Below are 20,526 nucleotides of genomic sequence, written 5' to 3'. Positions count from 1 at the left end.
CGCCCGGCTGGCCTCAACCCGCCGGGCGTTTTTATGTCTGGGCCGTGGCCGCGTTTTGCCAGCCGTCCGTCCAGATCTGCCGCAGCCTATCGCCTTCGCCGCGAAAATGGGCACCGGTTTCCGCGCAGCGTGTCACGCGGTCAGCCCGGAAATTGCGGATGGCCTGGCGCAATTCGCACCACGCCACGATGGTCGCGGCCTGCGAATAATAGATCAGCGCAACCGGCCGGATGACCCGCTCGCTCTCGCGTCCCTGTTCGTCGCGATAGCCGATGGCGAGTTTTTCCTCCTCGCGGATCGCCTGCCGCACCGTCGAAAGCGCGATGCTGTCCGGTTGGCGCATGGACCCGCCCCAGGCGTGCAGGGCGCGTGCCGCGAGCGGCTGCCGCAGGGGCGGCGGAACCGCATTGGCGATCTTGTCGCTGAGGCGGCTGGCCGCCGCCGTCAACTGCGGATCGCCGATGCGCTCGAGCAGAGCCAGCGCCAGCACAATCGCCTCCGTTTCCTCGATCGAGAACATCAGCGGTGGCAGGTGGAATCCGGGCCGCAGGAGATAACCGATGCCGCGCTCGCCATCGATCGGCACGCGCATGGCCTGCAGCGCGGCAATATCCCGGTAGATCGAGCGCACCGTCACCTCCAGCTTTTCGGCGATCTCGGCCGCCGTCACCGGTTTGCGGGCAAGACGCAGGATCTGGATGATCTCGAAGAGCCGTGACGCCTTGCGCATGAAACCTCCTCGCAACTGACACAACCCTGTCAGTTGCCTTTCCGTATACCACGCGCCAAGCGCTTGAAACATTGGGCAGCATGGGGCTGCGGCGCATGGCAAACGGGACTGCAACTGACATGACCTACACCGACAATCTATGGCTTTTTTTCCTGCTCGTCTCCGGCATCATCATCGTGCCGGGCATGGATATGATCTTCGTGCTGGCGAGTTCGCTCTCCGGCGGGCGCAAGGCCGGCCTGTCTGCCACCTTCGGCATCATGGCCGGCGGCGCGGTGCACACGCTCTATGCGGCGGTCGGGGTTGGCATGATCCTGCATCTGGCGCCCTCGCTCCTGACGGGACTGCTCGTCCTCGGGGCGCTTTATGTCGCCTATATCGGCTGGCAGCTCCTCAACAGTTCGATTGCCGTCGGGTCCCCCGAGGCGCTCGATCGGCGCGGGGCGTGGGTGCGCTTTCGCCAGGGCGCGCTGACAAGTCTGATGAATCCGAAGGCCTATCTTTTCATGCTGGCCGTCTACCCGCAGTTCCTGCATCCGCACTTCGGGCCGTTGTGGCGGCAGGCGCTCGTGCTGCTGCTGTTGATCTGGGTGACCCAGCTCGTCGTTTATGGCGGACTGGCCGTGCTGGCGGCCCGTGGCCGCGATGCGCTCGTCAACAATCCGTCTGCCATCCGCTTTGTCGGTCGCGCCTCCGGGGCTCTGCTGCTCCTGGTGTCGGCCCTCACGCTCTGGCGGGGGCTTGCCGGCGGTTGACCGCCGCCCGTCGGTCCACACGCCTGTCACAGCCGTGTCACGCATCCGCCGTAAGTGCGCCTTCATGACCCAGGAACCGCTTCTCCGCTTCGGCGTCATCGCCGATCCCCAATATGCCGATCTTGAGCCCAATCCGGTGCTGAACCGGCATTTCCGCCAAAGTCTGGCGAAGCTGTCGGAAGCAATTGCCACCTTCGAGGGGGAGGATCTCTCCTTCGTCATGACGCTCGGCGATCTCATCGACCGTGGCTGGCAGAATTTTGACCCGGCGCTCTCCATCTATCGCCGCTCGCGCCACGAATGCCTGTTCCTGCCCGGCAATCACGATTTCCTGGTGGAGCCGGAAAAACTCGCCTCGGTGCATGCGACGCTCGGCATGCCGGCGCCGTATTACAGTTTTACCCGCGCCGGCATCCGGTTCGTTGTCATCGATGGCTGTGAGGACAGCCTGTTTGCCACCGCCGCCGACCCTGACCGCCATGCGAAGGCGCGGGCGCGGCTGGATGGGCTGAAGGCTGCAGGCGCGGACAATGCGATGGACTGGAATGCCGGGATTTCCGAACAGCAGTTCGCCTGGATCGCCGGCCAGCTGGAAACGGCACGGGCGCGTGGCCAGAAGGTCATCGTCATGGGGCATTACCCGCTTTATCCGGCAACCGATCACTGCCTGTGGAATGCCGAGGCGCTGGCCGATCTTCTGGCGGCCTCGCCGCAGGTCGTCGCTTATCTTTGCGGCCATGATCACCGTGGCGGCCTTGCCCGTGCCGGCACCTGCTGGTTCGTCAACTTCAAGGGCATGGTCGACACGCCGAGCGAAAACGCCTTCGCGCTGGTCGATCTTTACCCGGACCGGCTGAAGATCGAGGGGTTCGGTCGCGAGGAAAGCCGCACGCTGTCGTTCGGCTGACATCCTGAGCGTCCCGTCCCGGCACAATCACATCTGTGTGTGTGACCGGAAAACGTCATGTTTTTCCGCACCCTAGCATGTAGTCTTGGCGCGTCGTACGGCGTGCCGGGAGGGTCCGGCACCGACATCCGGGAACTGACAATCAGGGGAGTTGTTTCATGAAATTCAAAATGCTGACGGCAGGCGTGATGGCGCTCTGTCTTGGGGCGGGCGCCGTTTTTGCAGCCGGTGAGCCGCAGGTGGTCCGTCAGGAACTGATGAAGAAGATCGGTGGCTCCATGGGCGCGCTTGGCGCGATTGCCAAGGGCCAGAAGCCGTATGACGCAGCAGCCGTGAAGACGGCGCTCTCGACGATTGCCGAATCGGCTGCGGATTTCCCCAACCATTTCCCGGCCGGGTCCGAAACCGGCATGGACAGCGAAGCAGCCCCCGCCATCTGGCAGAACATGGATGACTTCAAGGCCAAGGCCATGAAGCTTTCCTCTGATGCCAAGACCGTGCTTGCCTCCATGCCGGCCGATCAGGCAGGCGTTGGCCAGGCCATGCAGACGCTCGGCGCCGAATGCGGCACCTGCCACCAGAGCTATCGTCTGAAACGCTGATCCTTGTGGTGAAACGCCCGCCGTCCGGCCGTTTGCCGGGCGGCGGCTTTCGTCCGTACCGCCATGTCGTGATCGAAGGGGAAGGCCATGGCCTCGATCGTCGCCAAATTCGTGCTTGCCGGTTTGGCGGCCGCTGTTGTCGGAGCAGGGGTCGCTTATGCGCTGACGAAACCCGATCCGCATCCGGAAGCCTATTGGGCAGATCTCGGCGCGCCCGATCTCGCCCGTGGCGAAATCCTGTTCTGGGCTGGCGGCTGTGCCAGCTGCCATGCGGCCAAAGGGGCGGAAGGCGACGCGCTGAAATTGATGTCCGGCGGTCGAGACCTGCCGACTGCCTTCGGCACCTTCCACGTCCCCAACATCTCGCCCGATCCGAAGGCCGGCATCGGTGCCTGGACGGTCGCGCAGTTCGGCAATGCCATGACCCGTGGTGTGGGGCCGGATGGCGAGCATCTTTATCCCTCCTTTCCGTACGGCTCTTATGCCCGCATGACGAAGGCGGATATCAACGATCTCTTCGGTTACCTGAAAAGCCTGCCGGCCAGCAGCAATGTCGCGCCGGCGCACGAGCTGAACTTCCCCTTCAACATGCGGCTTGCCGTCGGCGGCTGGAAACTTCTCTATTTCTCCGATGCGCCGCGGGTGGACCTCGCCAATGCCTCCGAGGCCGTCAAGCGCGGCCAGTATCTGGTGGAAGGTCCCGGCCATTGCGGCGAATGCCACACGCCGCGCAACGTGCTGGGCGGTTTTCAGACCGGCCAGTGGCTGGCGGGCGGCCCGAACCCGGAAGGCGAGGGGCGCATTCCCGACATCACCCCCGGCTCCTCCTCGATCGGCAGCTGGAGCGAGGAGGAGATCGTCGCCTATCTCGAAACCGGCTTCACGCCCGATTTCGACAGTGTCGGCGGTTCCATGGTCGAGGTGCAGAAAAACATGACGCACCTGCCGAAGGAAGATCTCGCCGCGATTGCCGCCTACCTGAAGGCCATTCCGGCGCGGTAAAGGACGCAAAAGGGGCGCTGCATTGGGGGTTACAGACGCTCGCCAAGGGATGGAAAGCGCAAGCTACTTTCCGTCATCCTCGGGTCAAGCCCGAGGATGACGGCATGGTAAGCATCCCTCGGCAGGCCAATGACCCATGGCAGGCTTCCCTTGACAGTCCCCCATAACCCTGCGCACAAGAATAACGTGCACCGGTTTCCGGCGGTGAAGGCTGCCGGGATGAAAAGGGAACACGATAGGGCGGGTTGACCCGCCTCATTCGTGGCTGCCCCCGCAACTGTGAGCGGCGAGTTTTCTGATCACTCTGGCCACTGGGAAACCGGGAAGGCTGATCGGGAGACGAAGACCCGCGAGCCAGGAGACCTGCCGGCGCACCTGTCGCAACATCGATGCAACGAGGGGTATTTGCATGTCGATCCAGTCTCAGGCCGTCAAAACCACGGCCACATCCTCCGCACTGCTGCAGGCCGTGTTTGCCGCCTGCCTTGGCCTGTTCATCGTCGGTTTTGTCGGCTTTTCCCATGCGGAAGCCGTGCACAATGCCGCGCATGACACGCGCCACGCCAACGCGTTCCCCTGCCACTAAGCCAGGGGTTCAAAACATGTTCAGATCGATTGTCTTCTCCGCGGTCGTCGCGGGGATCGTGAGTGGTATTGCCGTTTCTGTGATGCAGATGGCCGGCACCACGCCGCTCATCATCGCCGCCGAGGCCTATGAAACGGCAGCACCCGCCGCCGAACCGGCCCCCGCTCCACATGCCCATGCACCGGGGACCGCGCCCCATGACCATGGGCATGATCACGCCGCCCCTGTCGCCACCAGTGCCCATTCCCATGATGCGGGCCACGACCACGGCGAGGGCTGGGCACCCGCCGATGGGTTTGAGCGCACCGCCTATACCATGGCTGCCAATGTGCTGACCGCGATCGGTTATGCGCTGGTGCTGACGGCGGCCCTTTCGATTGCCCGCCAGACGGGCGCGACAGGCGAAGGCGGCTGGCGCATGGGGCTTGCCTTCGGGCTGGCCGGTTTTGCTTCCGTGATGCTGGCACCCATGGTGGGCCTTCCGCCGGAACTGCCGGGTTCGCCCGCCGCCGAACTCGGCGCCCGCCAGACCTGGTGGATCGCGACCGCGCTTGCCACTGCCGCCGGCATCGCGCTTCTCGCCTTCCGCCGCGAGCCCTGGGCTGCCGTCCTCGCGGTCCTGCTGATCGCCGCCCCGCATGTCATCGGCACACCGCTGCCGCCGGAGGGCGAACATCCGCTGGCGCCGCTGGCCTTGGAGCGCCAGTTCATCGTCGCCGCCACCGTCACGAGTTTCCTGTTCTGGGCGCTCGTGGGAAGTTTGAGCGGCGCGCTGCTGCAGCGGTTCGAGAAGGATGCGGCACCGGCCCGCTGACGGCCGGAGAAACCACACAGGACGGAGTGCAGGCATGACCGGGCAAAAAGCCCAGCCGGGGGACGAGCCGAGTGCGGGTTCCTCTGCCGAGTGGCGGGAGGATCTCGACGCCCTGCAGTTTCCCGTGCCCGGTCATGACGCGCATTGCCTTGTCCACCGGCTGGCCTTCCGTGCCCTTGTCGGGATCCTGATGGGCGGCTCCGCCGCCCACGACACCGCCCATCTGGCTGCCCACTCGGCTGCCCATCTGGCCACCCACCTGGCCACCCACGAGGCCCTTCACGACCCCTCCGATGCAACGCCGCAAAGCCGCCCCGCGACGCCGGACCGGACCGCCTGCCTGACGCTTTTCGCCCAAACCACCGTCGCCTTCCACGCCGCCGCGCGGGCGAAGATTCTCCGCCAGGCGATCCCGGCGGGGAAAACCCTGCACCTCAACAGCCGCGATATCCGCCGCGCGCTGGAGGGAGAGGCGGGCGGCACAGCGGGCAGGGCCTGCCGCGTGCTGGGCGGCTGAGGGAAAAGCCATCCTCTCGTCCGGACACGCAAAGGGCCTGCGCAGACCGAAGACGACTGCGTCAACATGGCCGGTGTTTTCGCCCGCCCCCCTGAGGTAGGGCTCGAACCCACAAACGCACGTCACCCTCAATGACAGGATCATTCAAAATGTGGGATTGGTTCCCGATCGTCTTTTTCCCCCTCAAGCTCATCGTGCTCGGCACCGGCATGTTTTTTGCCATCAAGTGGCACCACGATCAGGCGAAGAAGAAGTAGGGGGAGGGGTAGCCGTCTGAGGGAGGTGCAGGAGGTATCGCGCGGCCTAAGGTGCTTGCAAAAAATGCTAGCAAGGCTATAATTTCCTCATGAACAACAGGCAGCGACGGATTTTGCTGGCGGTGTTTTCAGAGCCGGTGCCAGGTTCGATTGCCTGGGCCGATATTGAAAGCCTGTTGCTTGCAGTTGGTTGCCGGCGGATCGAGGGCGCGGGCTCTCGGGTCAAGTTCGAAAAGGATGGCGTGCTGGCCGCCTTTCATCGCCCGCATCCGGAAAAGGAAGCCAAGCGCTATCAGGTCCGGGACGCGCGGCGTTTCCTCCTGCAGATTGGAGTAAAGCCATGAACGCCATGACCTATAAAGGATATGCTGCGCGTATCGAATTCGATGGGGAAGACGAGATTTTTGTTGGCCGTATCGCGGGAATTCCGGATGTCATCGGTTTCCACGCCGATACCGTGAACGGCTTGAAGGAAGCATTCCACGAAGCGGTGGACGACTATCTCGACACCTGCGAAAAACTCGGCCGTTCGCCTCACAAGCCTTATTCCGGCAAGGTCATGTTCCGCATCGACCCGGATGTCCACGCCCGCGCCGCCAAGGCCGCCGAACTGTCCGGCAAAAGCCTCAACGAATGGGCCGGCGAGGTTTTGGCGAAGGCTGCGGAGAGGTAGCGGTGAAAAGAAAAACGATGCCTTGGGACAGGCCTTCGGGCAGCTTTTTTCGGAACCGACAAGGCGATCGTGCGGACGTTCCGATCTTCACTGCACTCGGACGTGCCTTGTCAGCTTGGGAAGGAGTCAACGCTGCGGTGAATAGCCTTGCCCACGCTTTGCACCGACATTTACCCGAATTTGAGGCTAAAAAGGCCATAGATCAATTCGAAAAGCTGCTGAAGACCCACGACCGAGCGGCATTCTTGCGGAATGCAGGTGAGGATTTCTTGACCGGCGACTTCCGCGGACAGCACTCCGCAGTTGCCAAATTTAAGAAGGATCTTCGCAAGGAGACAGCGGCCTATGCCGAATGGGCGGCCAGACGAAATGAACTCGCCCACGGCTATGTTACCGAAGCCCGCTGTCCCGACTATGATGACCCGGACCAGCCCCTAATCACCGTTTATGCATTGCTCCCTTCGCATGCACGTGTCGACCGCTGGTTTAATGCAGAGCCGGAATGGAACTATCTCGCTGTTGAAATCGAGCGCTTTGCACAGGGGTTTCAGGACCTAGACAATCGACTGGAGCGCTTGGCTGCAAACGCTGGAGAGCTTCAACTTGGTCGCTCACTCCAAAATGTGATCGATTCCGACTGCTGATCTTGTCGGATGTGACGACTGGCACGGAAGCGGCCCATTCCCAACCACCCCCCTACCGAACCCCCCCGCCAAAGCCCGCCATCTCCGCCTCGGCCTCCTCCGTCCACAAACCCAGCGCCTTCAGAATTTCCACTGTAAACGTGAAGGGGGAGGTGCCGGGGGCGGTGATGACGCCCTGGTCGGAGACGGCCTGGGGCTGGTCGCGGTAGAGCGCCTCGCCCTGATAGGCGGGGCTGGCCTTGTGGGCGAAAAGCGCATTGCCGGTATGGGCGACCATGTCGAGGAGGCCGGTGGCCGCCAGCGCGCTTGATGCGGCGCAGATGCCGGCGACGATTTTCTTTTCGGCGCGGAAGGCTGAGATCAGGGGCGCAAGGTCGGGCGCCGTGCCTTTTTCCCAGCTCATGCCCCCCGGAATGACCAGCGCGTCGAAATTTTCGGGCGCCAGATCGCCATAAGCGCTGTCGGGGGTCACATGCAGCCCGCCCATCGAGGTGACGGGCGCGCCGTCCGGTGAGGCGGTGACGATGTCGGCGCCGAGAAAACTGCGGGCAACGGCCGTCAAAAGGCCGATCTCCCAATCGGCATAATCGGGGGTGAGCGCAATCGCGATCCGGGCCATGGGAATGTTCTCCTTGGGGGCCGGTTCAGGCGAGCGGCTGCAGGAAACGCATGCCGGTCACCGGGCGCGGAATGAAATCCATCTGTTCGTAGAAACGGTGCGCGGCAAAATTGCCGGTGGCAGCCGAGACCGAGAGGAAATCGCAGCCTTGCGCGCGGGCGCAGTCACGGGCGCGGTTGACGAGATGCTGGCCGATGCCATGGCCGCGATGGCCGTCGCGCACGAAAAGATGGTGCAGGTCCATGCCGCGTTTGCCTTCCTGGGCGCGGTAGAGCGGCACGAGAATGGCGTAGCCCATCAGCCCGTCGCCGCCATCGGCCACCAGCGCCTGGATCCAGGGCATCGGGCCGAACAGGTCGCGTTCCAGCGCCTCCGGCGTCATCGCAGACGCATCGCCGTGATGGGCGGCCAGCTGGGCGATCATTTCGTTGAGTTCCGGCAGGTCGCGCGGTTTCGCCACGCGGATATTCACCACGGCCGGACGCATCAGGGAGATTTCGGTATCTTCGGGCATTGCGGCATCCTTTTTCTGGTTCTGTGCCGTCAGGTGCCTCTTCAAACAACAAAGCCGCCTGACGGCGGCTTGTTGACATTGTGATCTGTCGAGCCGCCCGTTACCGGTAGGCCCAAAAATACATGGCAGCGATGGGTGCGTGTACGATCATCATGGCGGCATGCATGCGCCGGATTGGCCGGAGAGTCAAGAGGCGTGTGACGCGGCGCGGCGATGATGGTAGGATGACGACATGGACAAGAGAAACACTATCGCCGATGCGAATGAACGGATTGTGCCTGAGGATTTTCCGCAGCTTCGCCTGCTTCTCTGGAGCCGAGACCCGAAGCGTGCCATCTCCGCGGCTGAGGCGTTTGCGCTTTACGAGCGCAACTGGCGCTTCATCGACAAGGCGCGTCTGACGCAGCAGGAGGCTCGGCTCATCGAGGCTTTGACGAATGCCCATGGCGGCGGTCGGCTGTTGAGCTGATCGTGCGGTCATCACGGCGGGGCAGGAGAGGGCGAGTGAAGGAATTTCAGCGAGAGGAACACCGGATCATCGCCAGACTCCTGCGTTCTCTGGATGCCGGGCGTCTTGAGGCGTGCCGGTGCTTCTTTGGCGGTGGCACAGCGATTGTTCTCACTCATGGTGAGTATCGCCGCTCGCTGGATGTTGATTTCCTTTGCTCGGATCGCGAGGGTTATCGAACCTTACGGAACCTGGTGGCGACATCCGAAGCGGCGCGACTTTTCCCCCGTGACGTCCGACTTGTGCGCGACGTCGTCGCCGATACCTATGGTGTGCGAGCGCTTCTGGAGTATCAAGGGTTGCTGTTGAAACTCGAGTTCATCCGGGAGGGGCGGGTCGAGGTTGCGGGAACAAGACATCCGGATCTCGGCGTTCCGATCCTTAGCCTGTCCGATATGGTCACGGAGAAACTGCTGGCGAACGCAGACCGTTGCTACGATCGCGCCGTTGCCTATCGGGATGCCATCGATCTCGGTCATCTTGTCCGCCAGCATGGGAGGTTTCCGCTGGGAGCCGTTGAGAAAGCCGAGGCCGCTTATGGTGACGATATTGGCCGCAAGATGGTGGGCATCCTTGGCCATCTGCAACAAGGACCGGAACTTGATCATGCCATCACCGTGCTCGACATGGATCGCTCTGTGACGCTGGCTGCCCTCGCCGCGCTGAGGCGGGAGGTTGAAAAGCTATGGTCCTGACGTGAAACCGGATCAATCCACCGGATTGCCCTGTCGGTCGGTGAGCCGTTTTTCAAAATTCACCTTGGTCAGCAGCAGATCCTTCTGGGTGAAATGCACCACCTCGTCCGGCGAGCGGGTGCCGACGACGAGATAGGTGACATCCTGGTCCGTCCGGTTTTCGAGACAATGCCCAAGTGCCACGCCCGCCTTGAACGTGGCCGCATCGCCGGGCCGCATGTCGCTTGCCGTCTCGCCTTCCAGAAGCGTCACCGTGCCCGCGAGCACATAGACGAACTCGTCCTCCCGCTCGTGCCAGTGCTGGTGCGAGGAACGTGCGCCCGGCTTCAGCGTCTCCACGAAGGCGCCGAACTGGGTCAGGCCGCCGGCATCGCTCAACAGCCGCGCCGTATAGGGGCCAAGTTCCGCATTGCGGCCTTCACCGGTCCATTCCTCCAGCGGCGCCTCGTTGTGTCGAATGATGGGCATGGGGTTGCCTGATCTTTCACGTTACGGTCTCGCCGCGTTCCGGAGCGAACGCGATCGTTCCGGGGTTGCGGCGGCTCTCTGTCGCCAACGAGTGTAGGACGGAGACGGAAAATCTGCTAGTCTTGCCAAGCCGCTGAAGGTTTTCTGGAGGCCATCATGGTCAAGACACAGAGGATCGCCATCGATCTGTCGCCGGAAGCGCTCGAGGCGATGCGTGCGCGTGTGGAAAGCGGCGAATACGCCGACGAGGGCGCCGTCGTGGAAGCAGCGGTGCGGCTGCTGGAGGGGGAAGACGTCTCGCGTCGGTTGGAACACCTGCGCCAGCGCGTCCATCAGTCTGTGACGGACGGCAAGGACCCCCTCTCAGCGGACGAGGTGGAGCGCCGCATGACGGCCTTCATGCAGCAGGTCAAGTCCGCCCGATGATCCAGAGGTTGCCGGTTACCTTCCGTATGGAAGCTCTCGCTGACCTGCAAACCATCTACCTGATCGTATTTGAACGGAGCGAGAACGAGGCGGTTGCCGGCGGTTTCGTTCAACGCATCATAGCGCGCTGCCGCAGGATCGGCGATGCGCCGACGAGGGCGCCGTCGCGATGACCTGTTTCCGGGCTTGCGCACGGTGCCGTTCGAGGGGCGCGCGGTGATCGCTTACCTGGCTCGGGAGCATCGCGTCGAAATCACGAATAACTATGGCGGGGAGGATTACGAGGCGCTCTATCGGAGATCTCCGGCGAAGCCCTAACCCTGTCAATGTTCGTGTTCGCACAAACCATGGTCCGACAGTGCGCGGATCACGTAACAATCCTCCACCGTATGCCCACCGCAATGGGAGACGATGCGTTCCAGCTCTGCCTCCAGCCGCTTCAGCTGGTCGATCTTCTGGCGCACCTCGGCCAGATGGGCGCTCGCGATGCGGTCGGCGCCATCGCACGGGGCCTGCGGGTGGTGGCTGAGTGCAATCAGCTCGCGGATGCGGTCGATCTCGAAACCGAGGTCGCGGGCGTGGCGGATGAAGGTCAGCCGCTCCACGTCGCCCCGGCTGTAGCGCCGCTGGTTGCCGTCGGACCGTTCGGAGGGAGAAATCAGCCCCATCTCTTCGTAATAACGAATGGTCGGCACCTTCACGCCGGTGCGTTTGGAAACCTCGCCGATCGAGAACATCGCGAAAAAACCTCTTGAACCTCTAGTCACTGGAGGGATTATCTGTGGTGTCACCATGAATTTGCAAGCGATAAGGTGACATCATGAGCGCGGGCTGCTGCGACCACAACGCGACCTTCGAGGGGCTTTCGCCCGCATACAAACGCCGCCTCTGGGCGGTTATCCTCATCAATGCGGCAATGTTTGCCGTGGAAATGACGGCGGGCCGTCTGGCAGGCTCCCAGGCGCTGCAGGCGGATGCGCTGGATTTTTTTGCCGATGCGGTCACCTACGGCATTTCGCTGGCCGTCATCGGCGCCTCCCTGAAGGTGCGCACGCTCGCGGCGGCGGCCAAAGGTGTCAGCCTGTTCCTGATGGGGCTCTTCGTCTTCGGCTCCACCGTCTACCGCGTTTTCGTGGCCGGTGTGCCGGAAGCGCCGATCATGGGCGTCATCGGTGTCCTGGCGCTTGCCGCCAATCTGTTGAGCGTGCTGCTGCTGATCAATTACAAGGATGGTGATGCGAATGTCCGCTCGGTCTGGCTCTGCTCGCGCAATGATGCGATCGGCAATGTCATCGTCATGATCGCCGCCCTCGGCGTCTGGGGCACGGCCACGGCCTGGCCGGATCTTGCCGTCGCGGCCGTCATGGCCGGGCTTTTCCTCACCTCATCCGTCCAGATCCTGAAACAGTCCTGGGCGGAATGGCAGGCCGGCGGCACAATCGATCCGGACCACGATCCGCATGATCACGGCAAGACGGCAGAAAACGCCACCTGCTGCACGCATGATCACGGTCCTCATGACCATGATCACCCCCATGGCCATCATGGCCATGCCCGATAAGGGTCAGGGTAGGGCGCGGCCTCAACCTCAGGCCGCGCTCGTGTCGTTTGCGGTGGCGGCAAGGTCGGTGCCGTCCATGCCCTGCAGTTCCTTGGTCGCCGCCTCGATCTGTTCGCGGATCTCGTCCTCGATCTTGGCGCGCTGATCGGCATCCATCGCCTTCAGGTCGTCTTCCGTCAGGTCGTTGTCGTCGAGATACTGCTGACGGATACGTTCGGCGAGCGTCATGCCGGACAGGCTGAGGAACTCCTCCTCCGTCGTGGTTTCGGTCGAAACCTCGTCCGTCTCATAAGCAAAGGACTGGCTGTTGATGCTGTCCTGATCCTCCTCCTCGTCCGAACTGCTGCTGGACATCAGGTCCCACAGCTGGCCGGAGAGTTTCAGCGAGGCATCGCTGCTGGTGGAGGCCTCGTCGGAGGCGGTGCTGACGCTTCCGCGCGAACTGCTGCTGCTGCCGGAGGAATTGCTGTCCTCCATCAGGTCCAGAACGCTTGTCGTCGCGCTGCCGGTCTTGCTGTTTCTGTAGAGGGAAGAGATGGAATAAACGCTGGTGCTGCTTGTGATCGTCGTCATCAGACTCACGGGCTCCGGTGGTGATGAGGAAGGATTCCAGCGGAAACCTGCGTGAACCTGTCCATAAGAGAACGCTTGCGTACCAGAAAATATGCCTCTATAGGATAGGGTACCCTCCTATGGTATAAGGCTGAGACATGGCGCACACGGTTCGGGACAGGGACAAATTGCTGACGCGGGTGCGTCGCCTGAAAGGGCAGATGGAGGCGGTCGAGCGTGCGCTTGTGGCGGAAAAACCCTGCGGCGAGGTGCTTCAGCTTCTGGCCTCCATCCGTGGCGCGCTCTCCGGGCTGACGGGGGAGGTGATGCAGGGCCACCTGCACGAACACGTCGTGCATGCGGCAAGCGAGGCGGAGCGGGAGGCGGCCGCCGAAGAACTCGCCGAAGTCCTGCGGACCTATATCCGCTGACGACAACGGAACACAAAAACAGCACGGAGGAACACCATGGCACGCCCTGATCAGACCGGCCACGATCATCACGACAGCGAACCGCATCCCCATGGCCATACGCACCCTGATGGCGGGCATACGCATGTCTTCCTCGGTGAAAACCACCGGCGCAACGAACGTAAGGTCTGGCTCGTCATCGCCCTGACGGCGGCCACCATGGCGGCGGAAATCATTGCCGGCACGGTTTACGGCTCGATGGCGCTTCTTGCCGATGGCTGGCACATGTCCACCCATGCGGGTGCCATGCTGGTCGCTGCCGGCGCCTATTGGTATGCCAGACGCGAGGCGCACAATGCACGCTTCACCTTCGGCACCGGCAAGCTTGGGGATCTGGCCGGTTTTGCCAGCGCCATCGCGCTGGCGCTGATTGCGCTGCTGATTGCGGTCGAAAGCCTGCTGCGACTTTTCTCGCCCGGAGAGATCGCCTTCGACCAGGCCATCCTGGTGGCCGGACTCGGGCTTGTCGTCAATCTCGTCAGCGCCTGGCTGCTCCAGGATACGCCACATCACCATCATGAGGGCCACCACGGCCATCGCCATGGCGCTGGGCATCACCACCATCATGATGACGAGGCACATGATCATCATCACGGGGCAGAAGAACACCACGGTCATCATGCCCATGGTCACCATCACCACGGCCATCATGCCGGGGCCGACAACAATCTGCGTGCCGCCTATCTGCATGTGCTGGCCGATGCGCTGACCTCGGTCCTCGCCATCGTTGCTTTGCTTCTGGGGCGCAGTTACGGCCTCGTCTGGCTCGATCCGGTGATGGGTATTGTCGGCGGCCTGGTGATTGCCCGCTGGTCCTTCGGCCTCATCCGCGATACCTCGCGCGTGCTTCTGGATGCCGTGCCGGGGGAAGGGCAACTCGCCCGGTCAATCCGCATGCGGCTCGAAGGCGAGGGGGAGAGGATTACCGACCTGCATGTCTGGCAGGTGGGGCCCGGCCATCACGCGGCGATCGTCTCGCTGGTGACGCAGACGCCGCAGGCGCCTCAGGTGTACAAGGAAAAAATCGCCGACCTCAAAGGTCTGTCTCATGTGACCATGGAGGTCACGCCGGCCTGACGCGACGGCGCGTCAGGGGCTGTCAGAATTCGGAATAGATATCCTCGACCTGCGCAATCGCGGAGGAGGTCGGGGTTTCGTTCACCTCCTGGCGGTCGCCTTCGACGGCCCAGAGGGCATTGGCAAGCGAGGAGGACAGAAGCGTGCTGCTGCCGGTAATGGCGCCGTCGCTGAAACGGCGTGTTTCGGTCGCAGCCGGGGCATTCTCTTCGACCTTGCGGTCCAGGATGTATGGCTTTGCGGGGTAACCGTAGCCACTCAGTCGGCTCTCAATCTGCATGGCGCTGGCTCGTGATTCTGAAGGTGTTAATCCTTCATTAACCATTGAAGCTTGCGCGAGGCTTGCCGCTTTGCGGTTTCATCGGTTTTTGGGCGTTGACAGCGCGGCCGTTATCGCGGTTGCGGCTGCTTCGCCTCCTGATCCGCGACGCGGATTGCGACGGGACCGGCTGCAGTAGGCCGGCAAATGATTAACACTCTCTTTCAGCCGTGATGCGGAAAGAGCGCGGCGTGAACCGTGGCCAGCCGGTCGCGGTCCTCGTCGAAGGAGAGGGCGGCCTGTGCGCGGGCAAGCGCCGAGCGCGCCATGCGCTCGCACACCGCCCGGTCCGCAGCCCCGGCAGCCGCAATCGCCGAAAGGGATTTCTGCAGGCGGATCGCCACCTCGACCTGGCCCGCGCCATCGCGCGAGATCGGCATGAAGGCGGCATCGATCAGGTCCTCTTCCGCAAGCGGCGCCAGATAGACGCGTCCGTGGTGCATCGGCGCCGGGTCACGCGCCGGCGCCTGGGCCAGAAGCCGGGTCAGGGTCGCCAGCACGTCGATCGCAGTACCCGGATCGTTGATGCCGGGCGACAGCGCCTTCGACCCGATCTCCGACAGCGTGATCAGCCCGAAACGCGGGTCCTGGTCGAAGGAACGCCGGTCGCCGATCGAAAACGTGGCCCGGAGGCTCGCAACCGCATCCGGCGGCAAGGTCTTGCCGTGGTCCTTCAGCACCAGATGCGCGATGGGATGTGAGGGGTCGCACTGGCTGCCGGGCCGCCGGGTCACGTAGATCTCGGCATCGAGTTCCTCGGCAAGGCGGTTGATCGAGGCCATATCCAGGTGCTGCACATACCCCACCTTGTCATGCAGGATATCGATCGCACCGGCCGGCGGCGCGGCCCAGGCGCGTGCGCCAAGGCTCGGGTCCTTACGGTGCGCGGCAAGCGCCTGGCTCGCCGCATCCTCCACCCGCGAGATCGTTTCGCTGACCCGCCCGAGACCGGCCAGATGGTCGATCCAGCGCAGAAGCGTGACGACGATCAGCGCCACCATCAAAAGCGTGGCGAGAAACAGAAGAAAGCGCCCGCGCTCGCCATAAAGCTCGGTGTTGAGCGCAATGAGCCCGATCAGCGAAAACAGGAAGGCGCCGAGAAAGGTGGACAGCGCCCGCTGCGCCGTGCGGTCCTCCAGCAGCAGGCTGGTGGCGCGCGGTGTCGCGCTGTTGGCGGCCGCGCTGGTGGCCGAAACCAGCGTGGTGAGCGAAAATGTCGTCACCGCCAGCATGCTCGACGCGATGATGGTGAGGATCGAATCGACCGATTTCGCGCCGAAGGTGCGCGGCAGGTCTTCCGGCAGATAGGGAGCAAGCCAGATGGCGGCAAGTGCCGTTGCCACGCCGAACAGGCAGTAGAGGGTCGCCGTAAACCACAACCGGCGCGTCATCCGCTTGAGGAACCAGACCTGTCTGGAAAACATCGCGCCCCCCGGGTAGAAAGCGGGCGCAAGACGAGGCCGGCCCGACTGTTTCGACTGGTTTGACGGCCGTCAACGGACAACCGGCGCCTTGGCAACGCCTGGAACCCCGGAAGGTTTCGCCGCAAGGACGCCGAAGCCCGTCAGCCGGGCCCCGGCAGACCGACGCTCACATCTTCCCCGCCACCTTGATGGCAAAGGCATATTCGAAGGCGATTTCTTCCAGCCGCTGGAAACGCCCGGACTTGCCGCCATGGCCGGCGGCCATATTGGTCTTCAGGAGATAAGGCCCTGCCTCGGGTGCCGTGTCGCGCAGCTTCGCGATCCACTTGGTCGGCTCCCAATAGGTAACGCGTGGATCGGTGAGGCCGGAGATGGCGAGAATCGGCGGATAGGGCTTGTTGCTCACATTGTCATAGGGCGAATAAGCGGCGATCCAGCGATATTCCTCTTCCGACTCGAGCGGATTGCCCCATTCCGGCCATTCCGGCGGGGTCAGCGGCAGCGTGTCGTCCAGCATGGTGTTCAAGACGTCGACAAAGGGGACGGCGGCGATGATGCCGGCGAATTTCTCCGGCGCCATGTTGGCGATCGCCCCCATCAGCATGCCGCCGGCGGACCCGCCCTCGGCAATGATGTTGTCGTAAGAGGTGAAATCTTCTTTCACCAGATGGTCGGCAGCGGCGATGAAATCCTTGAAGGTGTTCGGCTTGCTTTCCATCTTGCCGTCTTCGTACCAGGCAAAACCCTTGTCCTTGCCGCCGCGGATATGGGCAATCGCATAGACGAAACCGCGGTCGGCCAGCGACAGCGTGTTGGTTGAAAACGAGGCGGGGATCGTCACGCCATAGGCGCCGTAACCGTACAGCAGGCAGGGGGCGGAGCCGTCGAGCTTGGTGTCCTTCCGGTAGAGCAGCGACACCGGCACCAGTTCGCCGTCATGCGACGGCGCCATCACCCGGCGCGTCACATAGTCGTCCGGGTTGTGGCCGGAGGGCACTTCCTGCGTCTTCAACAGCACCCGTTCGCGGGTTGCCATGTTGTAGTCGAAGAGCTGGCTCGGTGTCGTCATGGAGGAGTAGGAGAAGCGGATGACGTCGGTATCGTATTCCGCAGCCCCCTGCAGGCCGAGCGAATAGGCCTCTTCGGCAAAGGCAATCGCATGTTGCTCGCCGCTTGCGCGGTCCATGATGACGATGCGCGGCAGGCCCTCGCGGCGTTCCAGCCAGATCAGATGGCGGGCATAGGCGGCATGCGAGAGAATGAGGCGGCCGGGCTCGTGCGGCACGACGTCGACCCAGTTTTCCTTGCCCGGCGCGTCAAAGGGCGCCGCCATGATCTTGAAATCCTTAGCACCGCCGTCATTGGTCAGGATGTAGAAGATGTCGCCGCCTTCGGTCATGGAATATTCCACGCCCTCTTCGCGCTCCGCCACCAGCAGGGGCTCGGCGGTCAGATCCTTGGTCGAGAGAATACGGTATTCCGAGGTCTCGTGATCGTGGATGTCGATATAGATCACATCATCCAGCAGCGAGCCGCCAACGCCCATGAAGAAGCCGGGATCCTTCTCCTCGTAGACGAGCCGGTCCGCCGATTGCGGCTGTCCGAGGACGTGATGGAAGACCTTGGACGGCCGGTGGTTCTCGTCCTGCAGCGTGTAGAAAAAGCTCTTGCCGTCCGGCGCCCAGACCCCGCCGCCGGCGGTATTGTCGATCACGTCGGGCAAATCCTCGCCGGTTTCAAGATTGCGCACGCGAAGGGTGAAATATTCCGACCCCTTGTCGTCATAACCCCAGATACCGTGGCTGTGGTCGCTGCAATGGTCGATGCCGGCAAGCCGGAAATAATCCTTGCCCTCGGCTTCCTTGTCGCCGTCAAGCAGGACCTGTTTGTCGCCACCATCGCGCGGGGTGCGGAAATAATGCGCCTGCTCGCCGCCGGTGACGAACAGCGTGCCATAGGCAAAAGCCCCGTCCTTCATCGGAACGGAGCTGTCATCCTCCTTGATGCGGCCCTTCATTTCGGCAAACAGCGCCTTCTGCAGGTCGGCGGTGTCGCCAAGGGCGGCTTCCATATAGGCGTTTTCCGCCTCCAGATGCGCACGGATCTCCGGATCGAGGATCGACGGGTCCTTGAACATTGCCTGCCAGTTGTCGGCGCGCAGCCAGGCGTAATCGTCGGTGCGGGTGATCCCGTGGCGGGTGTCGCTGAAGGCGATTTTCTTGGCTTCGGGCGGGGTAGGGAGGTTCTGGAAGACGGCTTTGGTTTGGGCCAAGGGAGAACTCCGGCATCAGGGGAAGGAGTGCCAGAGATAGGCCGGGGCGCGCGCGAGAACAAGCCCGGTAAAGTGCCGCGGAACGACGTTACTTGCGCAGATCGCGTTTGCCGTCGCGCTCGTTCTGCCAATAAACGAAAGCGGCAACGCCCAGAAGGCCAACAACGGGTACAGTCAGGACGATGATATCATTGAGTGTCACGGCTCAGGTCTCCAAGCATGCGTGTCGCTATCAAATGTAGGGCCGTTCCAAGGAAAAAGCAAACCACAGGCGACAGGGAAGCGCTCAGGACGTCAGTGCCGGCATTGATGTCGCCGACCATGATGCGGGTGAGGGGCGTGAAGACGCCGATGAGGATAACCCCGATGCCGATCCCGTTCAGGAAGGTCGCGCGCAGCTTGATCTGTTCCTTGCGTGCATCCGACAGCGGCGGAGGAGGTGCTGTGGGTGTTTTGCTGCTCTCGCCGATCGTCATGGCGCGTTCCCCATCCGCATGCCTTCCCCCGAGCCGTGATCACATTTCACCCTATTCCCGCATCGGTAGGTGGTCAATTTGATACACCTCCCCTAGTTTCCGCCCCGTCCGAGTCACATTGGATGGAAATGACATGACCCTGAGATCTTCGACCGCCGCCGTCGGCTTCGCGCTGATGACTGCCTTTCCCGCCCACGCGCTTGACAGCAGCATTGTTGAACAGCTCGACCGCCTGACGCCCGAGGAGCGGCGCGAGCAGCGCTGTGACATCGAGGCCATGAGCCGTATCTCGAAGAACGAGAAGGATTTCCGGCCCGACAAGGTGATTGCCTATACCTTTGCCGATACGGTGGAGGCCGGTGATTTCTTCAAGGCGCCGGGCGCGGTCTTCCGCAGCAAGGGCGAATGGTACCGGCTGAAATACAAATGCAAGACGGCCGAAGACGGCCTGACGATCCAGTCCTTCGACTACAAGGTCGGCGCCAAGGTGCCGCGCGACGAATGGTCGGAATATTACCTCTACGAATAGAAGGGGTATGCCTCAGCCCGGCAGCTGGGGCATCGTCCGCCGCTCGGGGAACAGCTCCTGGGCGATCGTCATGACGATCAGCGACAAGGGCAGCGCCAGCATGGCGCCGACCGCTCCCCACATCCAGGTCCAGAACAGGATGGCGATGAAGACGAGGAAGGGGTTGATTTCCCACTGCCGCCCCATCACCGCCGGAAACAGCAGGTTCTCCATCACCAGGTGCACGAGGAAAAACACGATTGCCGGCAGAAGCGCCAGGATGAGCGCGTCATGGGTCAGGATGCCGGCCACCGCGACGGAAAAGGTCATCAGCGTGATGCCGAGGAAGGGAATGAAGCTGGAGAGGAAGGCAAAGACGCCCCACAGCACCGGCATCGGCAGCCCGCCGAGATAGGCGATCAGCGTCATGATCACGCCGAGCCCGGCATACATCAGGCTGGCGGTGGCAAAATAATAACCCAGCACCTCCTCGATCGCATTCATGATGCGGATCGACAGCAGGCGCTGGCGCCGGCTCGGAAAGGCCATGATCAACGTGCGCCGCAGCCGCAGCCGACCGTAGAGGAAGAGCAGCAGGCCCGCAAAGAAGATCAACCCCTGCACGACCGCAGGCGTCAGGCTGCCGGAAAGGACGCTCAGCACATTGCCGCTGTTTTCCACGAGCTTTTCCATGGTCATCGGCGCCGCCTCGAAGGTCGAGGGGCTGATGTTCAGCCAGTGATGGCGTTCGAGAAACGGCGTCACCTTGCCGATGATCTGTTCCAGCACGCGCGGCCCGTCGCTGACGAGCATCGCCACCGGTTCGGCGAGCGCGTTGATCAGCAGGAAGACGGCGAGCATGACGAGCGAGGACAGGATGATGGCGATGCCGAAGCGCGGAATGCCGATCTCGCCCATCCGGTCGGCCACCATGCCGAGGATCATGCCGACGACAAGCGCCAGCGTCAGCGGTTTCAGGATCAGTCCCAACTGTTCGACGATCGCCATGCTGACGATGAGGAACAGCCCGATGACCGCCCAGGCCTTGGCCAGTTCCAGCGCCTCCCGGCCAAGCGGCATGAACTCGGTGGCGTCACCATAGACGGCCACCTCGTCCTGCCGCGCCGCCTCGTGTTCCATGGTGCGGCGT

Annotated in this window: 28 protein-coding genes and 1 riboswitch; of the genes, 17 read left to right on the top strand and 11 right to left on the bottom strand. The window is 62.9% G+C overall.

Translation table 11 applies throughout. The annotated features are described in order from the left end of the window. Positions 1 to 31: 31 nt before the first annotated feature. On the bottom strand, positions 32 to 730 hold the full coding sequence (locus OU993_RS02000) for a helix-turn-helix transcriptional regulator (RefSeq protein WP_268154481.1): 699 nt from the start codon (positions 728 to 730) through the stop codon (positions 32 to 34). A 119-nt stretch (positions 731 to 849) separates the two neighbouring features. On the opposite strand from OU993_RS02000, the gene OU993_RS01995 reads away from it, so the two are divergent. The 10 genes from OU993_RS01995 (at position 850) to OU993_RS01950 (ending at position 7,487) form a co-directional block, all read left to right on the top strand. Continuing rightward, positions 850 to 1,485 (top strand): LysE family translocator, encoded by a 636-nt coding sequence (locus OU993_RS01995; protein WP_268154479.1) that lies wholly within the window; start codon positions 850 to 852, stop codon positions 1,483 to 1,485. Between the two features lie 64 nt (positions 1,486 to 1,549). Beyond that, entirely contained in the window at positions 1,550 to 2,392 is an 843-nt protein-coding gene (locus tag OU993_RS01990) for a metallophosphoesterase (RefSeq protein ID WP_268154477.1), read from the top strand. Positions 2,393 to 2,550: 158 nt separating this feature from the next. Beyond that, positions 2,551 to 2,994, top strand: coding sequence for a c-type cytochrome (locus OU993_RS01985; protein WP_268154475.1), 444 nt, complete (start codon positions 2,551 to 2,553; stop codon positions 2,992 to 2,994). 87 nt (positions 2,995 to 3,081) lie between these two features. Beyond that, positions 3,082 to 3,996 (top strand): c-type cytochrome, encoded by a 915-nt coding sequence (locus OU993_RS01980; protein WP_268154473.1) that lies wholly within the window; start codon positions 3,082 to 3,084, stop codon positions 3,994 to 3,996. A 175-nt stretch (positions 3,997 to 4,171) separates the two neighbouring features. Continuing rightward, a riboswitch (cobalamin riboswitch) is annotated at positions 4,172 to 4,381 on the top strand. A gap of 24 nt (positions 4,382 to 4,405) precedes the next feature. Beyond that, on the top strand, positions 4,406 to 4,582 hold the full coding sequence (locus tag OU993_RS01975; RefSeq protein ID WP_165214460.1) for a CbtB domain-containing protein: 177 nt from the start codon (positions 4,406 to 4,408) through the stop codon (positions 4,580 to 4,582). Between the two features lie 16 nt (positions 4,583 to 4,598). After that, positions 4,599 to 5,396, top strand: a complete 798-nt coding sequence (locus OU993_RS01970) for a CbtA family protein (RefSeq protein ID WP_268154469.1) — start codon at positions 4,599 to 4,601, stop codon at positions 5,394 to 5,396. Positions 5,397 to 5,430: 34 nt separating this feature from the next. Then, a complete protein-coding gene (locus tag OU993_RS01965; protein WP_268157709.1) occupies positions 5,431 to 5,913 on the top strand; it encodes a hypothetical protein in 483 nt (160 codons plus the stop codon). Between the two features lie 346 nt (positions 5,914 to 6,259). Then, a complete protein-coding gene (locus tag OU993_RS01960) occupies positions 6,260 to 6,514 on the top strand; it encodes a type II toxin-antitoxin system HicA family toxin (RefSeq protein WP_268154467.1) in 255 nt (84 codons plus the stop codon). Next, positions 6,511 to 6,843 (top strand): type II toxin-antitoxin system HicB family antitoxin, encoded by a 333-nt coding sequence (locus OU993_RS01955; protein WP_268154465.1) that lies wholly within the window; start codon positions 6,511 to 6,513, stop codon positions 6,841 to 6,843. Before OU993_RS01960 ends, OU993_RS01955 begins: the two co-directional genes overlap by 4 nt. Positions 6,844 to 6,845: 2 nt before the next feature. Then, entirely contained in the window at positions 6,846 to 7,487 is a 642-nt protein-coding gene (locus OU993_RS01950; protein WP_268154463.1) for a hypothetical protein, read from the top strand. Positions 7,488 to 7,539: 52 nt separating this feature from the next. Here OU993_RS01950 and OU993_RS01945 read toward each other — a convergent pair whose 3' ends face one another. Then, positions 7,540 to 8,106: a type 1 glutamine amidotransferase family protein gene (locus tag OU993_RS01945; protein ID WP_268154461.1), complete on the bottom strand. Its 567-nt coding sequence runs from the start codon at positions 8,104 to 8,106 to the stop codon at positions 7,540 to 7,542. A 25-nt stretch (positions 8,107 to 8,131) separates the two neighbouring features. Continuing rightward, the gene (locus OU993_RS01940) at positions 8,132 to 8,620 is read right to left on the bottom strand and encodes a GNAT family N-acetyltransferase (RefSeq protein ID WP_268154459.1); all 489 of its coding nucleotides are present in this window, start codon (positions 8,618 to 8,620) and stop codon (positions 8,132 to 8,134) included. Positions 8,621 to 8,852: 232 nt separating this feature from the next. Between OU993_RS01940 and OU993_RS01935 the strand changes: the two genes are divergently transcribed. Then, positions 8,853 to 9,089: a hypothetical protein gene (locus tag OU993_RS01935; protein ID WP_268154457.1), complete on the top strand. Its 237-nt coding sequence runs from the start codon at positions 8,853 to 8,855 to the stop codon at positions 9,087 to 9,089. Positions 9,090 to 9,124: 35 nt separating this feature from the next. Continuing rightward, positions 9,125 to 9,823 carry a nucleotidyl transferase AbiEii/AbiGii toxin family protein gene (locus tag OU993_RS01930; RefSeq protein ID WP_268154455.1) on the top strand — a complete coding sequence of 233 codons (699 nt, stop codon included), beginning with the start codon at positions 9,125 to 9,127 and terminating at the stop codon, positions 9,821 to 9,823. Positions 9,824 to 9,835: 12 nt separating this feature from the next. On the opposite strand, the gene OU993_RS01925 is transcribed toward OU993_RS01930, so the two are convergent. After that, positions 9,836 to 10,291, bottom strand: coding sequence for a cupin domain-containing protein (locus OU993_RS01925; protein ID WP_268154453.1), 456 nt, complete (start codon positions 10,289 to 10,291; stop codon positions 9,836 to 9,838). A gap of 156 nt (positions 10,292 to 10,447) precedes the next feature. Between OU993_RS01925 and OU993_RS01920 the strand changes: the two genes are divergently transcribed. Beyond that, complete coding sequence (locus tag OU993_RS01920; RefSeq protein ID WP_268154452.1) at positions 10,448 to 10,717, top strand: ribbon-helix-helix domain-containing protein; 270 nt, start codon at positions 10,448 to 10,450, stop codon at positions 10,715 to 10,717. A 323-nt stretch (positions 10,718 to 11,040) separates the two neighbouring features. On the opposite strand, the gene OU993_RS01910 is transcribed toward OU993_RS01920, so the two are convergent. Then, positions 11,041 to 11,454 carry a MerR family transcriptional regulator gene (locus OU993_RS01910; protein WP_268154451.1) on the bottom strand — a complete coding sequence of 138 codons (414 nt, stop codon included), beginning with the start codon at positions 11,452 to 11,454 and terminating at the stop codon, positions 11,041 to 11,043. A gap of 83 nt (positions 11,455 to 11,537) precedes the next feature. Here OU993_RS01910 and OU993_RS01905 point away from each other — a divergent pair, with 83 nt between their 5' ends. After that, entirely contained in the window at positions 11,538 to 12,278 is a 741-nt protein-coding gene (locus tag OU993_RS01905) for a cation transporter (RefSeq protein ID WP_268154449.1), read from the top strand. Positions 12,279 to 12,305: 27 nt separating this feature from the next. On the opposite strand, the gene OU993_RS01900 is transcribed toward OU993_RS01905, so the two are convergent. Then, positions 12,306 to 12,851, bottom strand: a complete 546-nt coding sequence (locus tag OU993_RS01900; protein ID WP_268154447.1) for a hypothetical protein — start codon at positions 12,849 to 12,851, stop codon at positions 12,306 to 12,308. A 137-nt stretch (positions 12,852 to 12,988) separates the two neighbouring features. Between OU993_RS01900 and dmeR the strand changes: the two genes are divergently transcribed. Further along, the gene (gene dmeR, locus OU993_RS01895) at positions 12,989 to 13,261 is read left to right on the top strand and encodes a Ni(II)/Co(II)-sensing transcriptional repressor DmeR (RefSeq protein ID WP_268154445.1); all 273 of its coding nucleotides are present in this window, start codon (positions 12,989 to 12,991) and stop codon (positions 13,259 to 13,261) included. A 36-nt stretch (positions 13,262 to 13,297) separates the two neighbouring features. Next, positions 13,298 to 14,377 carry a CDF family Co(II)/Ni(II) efflux transporter DmeF gene (gene dmeF / locus OU993_RS01890; protein ID WP_268154443.1) on the top strand — a complete coding sequence of 360 codons (1,080 nt, stop codon included), beginning with the start codon at positions 13,298 to 13,300 and terminating at the stop codon, positions 14,375 to 14,377. Positions 14,378 to 14,399: 22 nt separating this feature from the next. On the opposite strand, the gene OU993_RS01885 is transcribed toward dmeF, so the two are convergent. The 4 genes from OU993_RS01885 to OU993_RS01870 all read right to left on the bottom strand — a co-directional run bounded on the left by OU993_RS01885 (position 14,400) and on the right by OU993_RS01870 (position 18,868). Next, on the bottom strand, positions 14,400 to 14,657 hold the full coding sequence (locus OU993_RS01885; RefSeq protein ID WP_268154441.1) for a hypothetical protein: 258 nt from the start codon (positions 14,655 to 14,657) through the stop codon (positions 14,400 to 14,402). A 203-nt stretch (positions 14,658 to 14,860) separates the two neighbouring features. Then, positions 14,861 to 16,120 (bottom strand): DUF2254 domain-containing protein, encoded by a 1,260-nt coding sequence (locus OU993_RS01880; protein ID WP_268154439.1) that lies wholly within the window; start codon positions 16,118 to 16,120, stop codon positions 14,861 to 14,863. A gap of 166 nt (positions 16,121 to 16,286) precedes the next feature. Next, the gene (locus tag OU993_RS01875) at positions 16,287 to 18,392 is read right to left on the bottom strand and encodes a S9 family peptidase (RefSeq protein WP_268154437.1); all 2,106 of its coding nucleotides are present in this window, start codon (positions 18,390 to 18,392) and stop codon (positions 16,287 to 16,289) included. 188 nt (positions 18,393 to 18,580) lie between these two features. Next, positions 18,581 to 18,868 carry a hypothetical protein gene (locus tag OU993_RS01870; protein ID WP_268154435.1) on the bottom strand — a complete coding sequence of 96 codons (288 nt, stop codon included), beginning with the start codon at positions 18,866 to 18,868 and terminating at the stop codon, positions 18,581 to 18,583. 133 nt (positions 18,869 to 19,001) lie between these two features. Here OU993_RS01870 and OU993_RS01865 point away from each other — a divergent pair, with 133 nt between their 5' ends. Then, a complete protein-coding gene (locus OU993_RS01865) occupies positions 19,002 to 19,397 on the top strand; it encodes a DUF930 domain-containing protein (RefSeq protein ID WP_268154432.1) in 396 nt (131 codons plus the stop codon). A gap of 12 nt (positions 19,398 to 19,409) precedes the next feature. Here the strand turns inward: OU993_RS01865 and OU993_RS01860 are convergent, their stop codons facing one another. Then, positions 19,410 to 20,516 carry an AI-2E family transporter gene (locus OU993_RS01860; protein ID WP_442792919.1) on the bottom strand — a complete coding sequence of 369 codons (1,107 nt, stop codon included), beginning with the start codon at positions 20,514 to 20,516 and terminating at the stop codon, positions 19,410 to 19,412. Positions 20,517 to 20,526 lie beyond the last annotated feature (10 nt).

It is taken from the genome of Rhizobium sp. SL86 (assembly GCF_026672545.1).
GTDB lineage: Bacteria > Pseudomonadota > Alphaproteobacteria > Rhizobiales > Rhizobiaceae > Neorhizobium.
This window is presented reverse-complemented; position numbering and strand designations above follow the sequence as displayed.

Excerpts from the sequence above, each read along its gene's own strand:
- OU993_RS02000 (WP_268154481.1), bottom strand. The coding sequence starts at position 730 with ATGCGCAAGGCGTCACGGCTCTTCGAGATCATCCAGATCCTGCGTCTT.
- OU993_RS01995 (WP_268154479.1), top strand. The coding sequence starts at position 850 with ATGACCTACACCGACAATCTATGGCTTTTTTTCCTGCTCGTCTCCGGC.
- OU993_RS01990 (WP_268154477.1), top strand. The coding sequence starts at position 1,550 with ATGACCCAGGAACCGCTTCTCCGCTTCGGCGTCATCGCCGATCCCCAA.
- OU993_RS01985 (WP_268154475.1), top strand. The coding sequence starts at position 2,551 with ATGAAATTCAAAATGCTGACGGCAGGCGTGATGGCGCTCTGTCTTGGG.
- OU993_RS01980 (WP_268154473.1), top strand. The coding sequence starts at position 3,082 with ATGGCCTCGATCGTCGCCAAATTCGTGCTTGCCGGTTTGGCGGCCGCT.
- OU993_RS01975 (WP_165214460.1), top strand. The coding sequence starts at position 4,406 with ATGTCGATCCAGTCTCAGGCCGTCAAAACCACGGCCACATCCTCCGCA.
- OU993_RS01970 (WP_268154469.1), top strand. The coding sequence starts at position 4,599 with ATGTTCAGATCGATTGTCTTCTCCGCGGTCGTCGCGGGGATCGTGAGT.
- OU993_RS01965 (WP_268157709.1), top strand. The coding sequence starts at position 5,431 with ATGACCGGGCAAAAAGCCCAGCCGGGGGACGAGCCGAGTGCGGGTTCC.
- OU993_RS01960 (WP_268154467.1), top strand. The coding sequence starts at position 6,260 with ATGAACAACAGGCAGCGACGGATTTTGCTGGCGGTGTTTTCAGAGCCG.
- OU993_RS01955 (WP_268154465.1), top strand. The coding sequence starts at position 6,511 with ATGAACGCCATGACCTATAAAGGATATGCTGCGCGTATCGAATTCGAT.
- OU993_RS01945 (WP_268154461.1), bottom strand. The coding sequence starts at position 8,106 with ATGGCCCGGATCGCGATTGCGCTCACCCCCGATTATGCCGATTGGGAG.
- OU993_RS01940 (WP_268154459.1), bottom strand. The coding sequence starts at position 8,620 with ATGCCCGAAGATACCGAAATCTCCCTGATGCGTCCGGCCGTGGTGAAT.
- OU993_RS01935 (WP_268154457.1), top strand. The coding sequence starts at position 8,853 with ATGGACAAGAGAAACACTATCGCCGATGCGAATGAACGGATTGTGCCT.
- OU993_RS01925 (WP_268154453.1), bottom strand. The coding sequence starts at position 10,291 with ATGCCCATCATTCGACACAACGAGGCGCCGCTGGAGGAATGGACCGGT.
- OU993_RS01920 (WP_268154452.1), top strand. The coding sequence starts at position 10,448 with ATGGTCAAGACACAGAGGATCGCCATCGATCTGTCGCCGGAAGCGCTC.
- OU993_RS01910 (WP_268154451.1), bottom strand. The coding sequence starts at position 11,454 with ATGTTCTCGATCGGCGAGGTTTCCAAACGCACCGGCGTGAAGGTGCCG.
- OU993_RS01905 (WP_268154449.1), top strand. The coding sequence starts at position 11,538 with ATGAGCGCGGGCTGCTGCGACCACAACGCGACCTTCGAGGGGCTTTCG.
- OU993_RS01900 (WP_268154447.1), bottom strand. The coding sequence starts at position 12,851 with ATGACGACGATCACAAGCAGCACCAGCGTTTATTCCATCTCTTCCCTC.
- dmeR (WP_268154445.1), top strand. The coding sequence starts at position 12,989 with ATGGCGCACACGGTTCGGGACAGGGACAAATTGCTGACGCGGGTGCGT.
- dmeF (WP_268154443.1), top strand. The coding sequence starts at position 13,298 with ATGGCACGCCCTGATCAGACCGGCCACGATCATCACGACAGCGAACCG.
- OU993_RS01885 (WP_268154441.1), bottom strand. The coding sequence starts at position 14,657 with ATGCAGATTGAGAGCCGACTGAGTGGCTACGGTTACCCCGCAAAGCCA.
- OU993_RS01880 (WP_268154439.1), bottom strand. The coding sequence starts at position 16,120 with ATGTTTTCCAGACAGGTCTGGTTCCTCAAGCGGATGACGCGCCGGTTG.
- OU993_RS01870 (WP_268154435.1), bottom strand. The coding sequence starts at position 18,868 with ATGACGATCGGCGAGAGCAGCAAAACACCCACAGCACCTCCTCCGCCG.
- OU993_RS01865 (WP_268154432.1), top strand. The coding sequence starts at position 19,002 with ATGACCCTGAGATCTTCGACCGCCGCCGTCGGCTTCGCGCTGATGACT.
- OU993_RS01860 (WP_442792919.1), bottom strand. The coding sequence starts at position 20,516 with ATGGAACACGAGGCGGCGCGGCAGGACGAGGTGGCCGTCTATGGTGAC.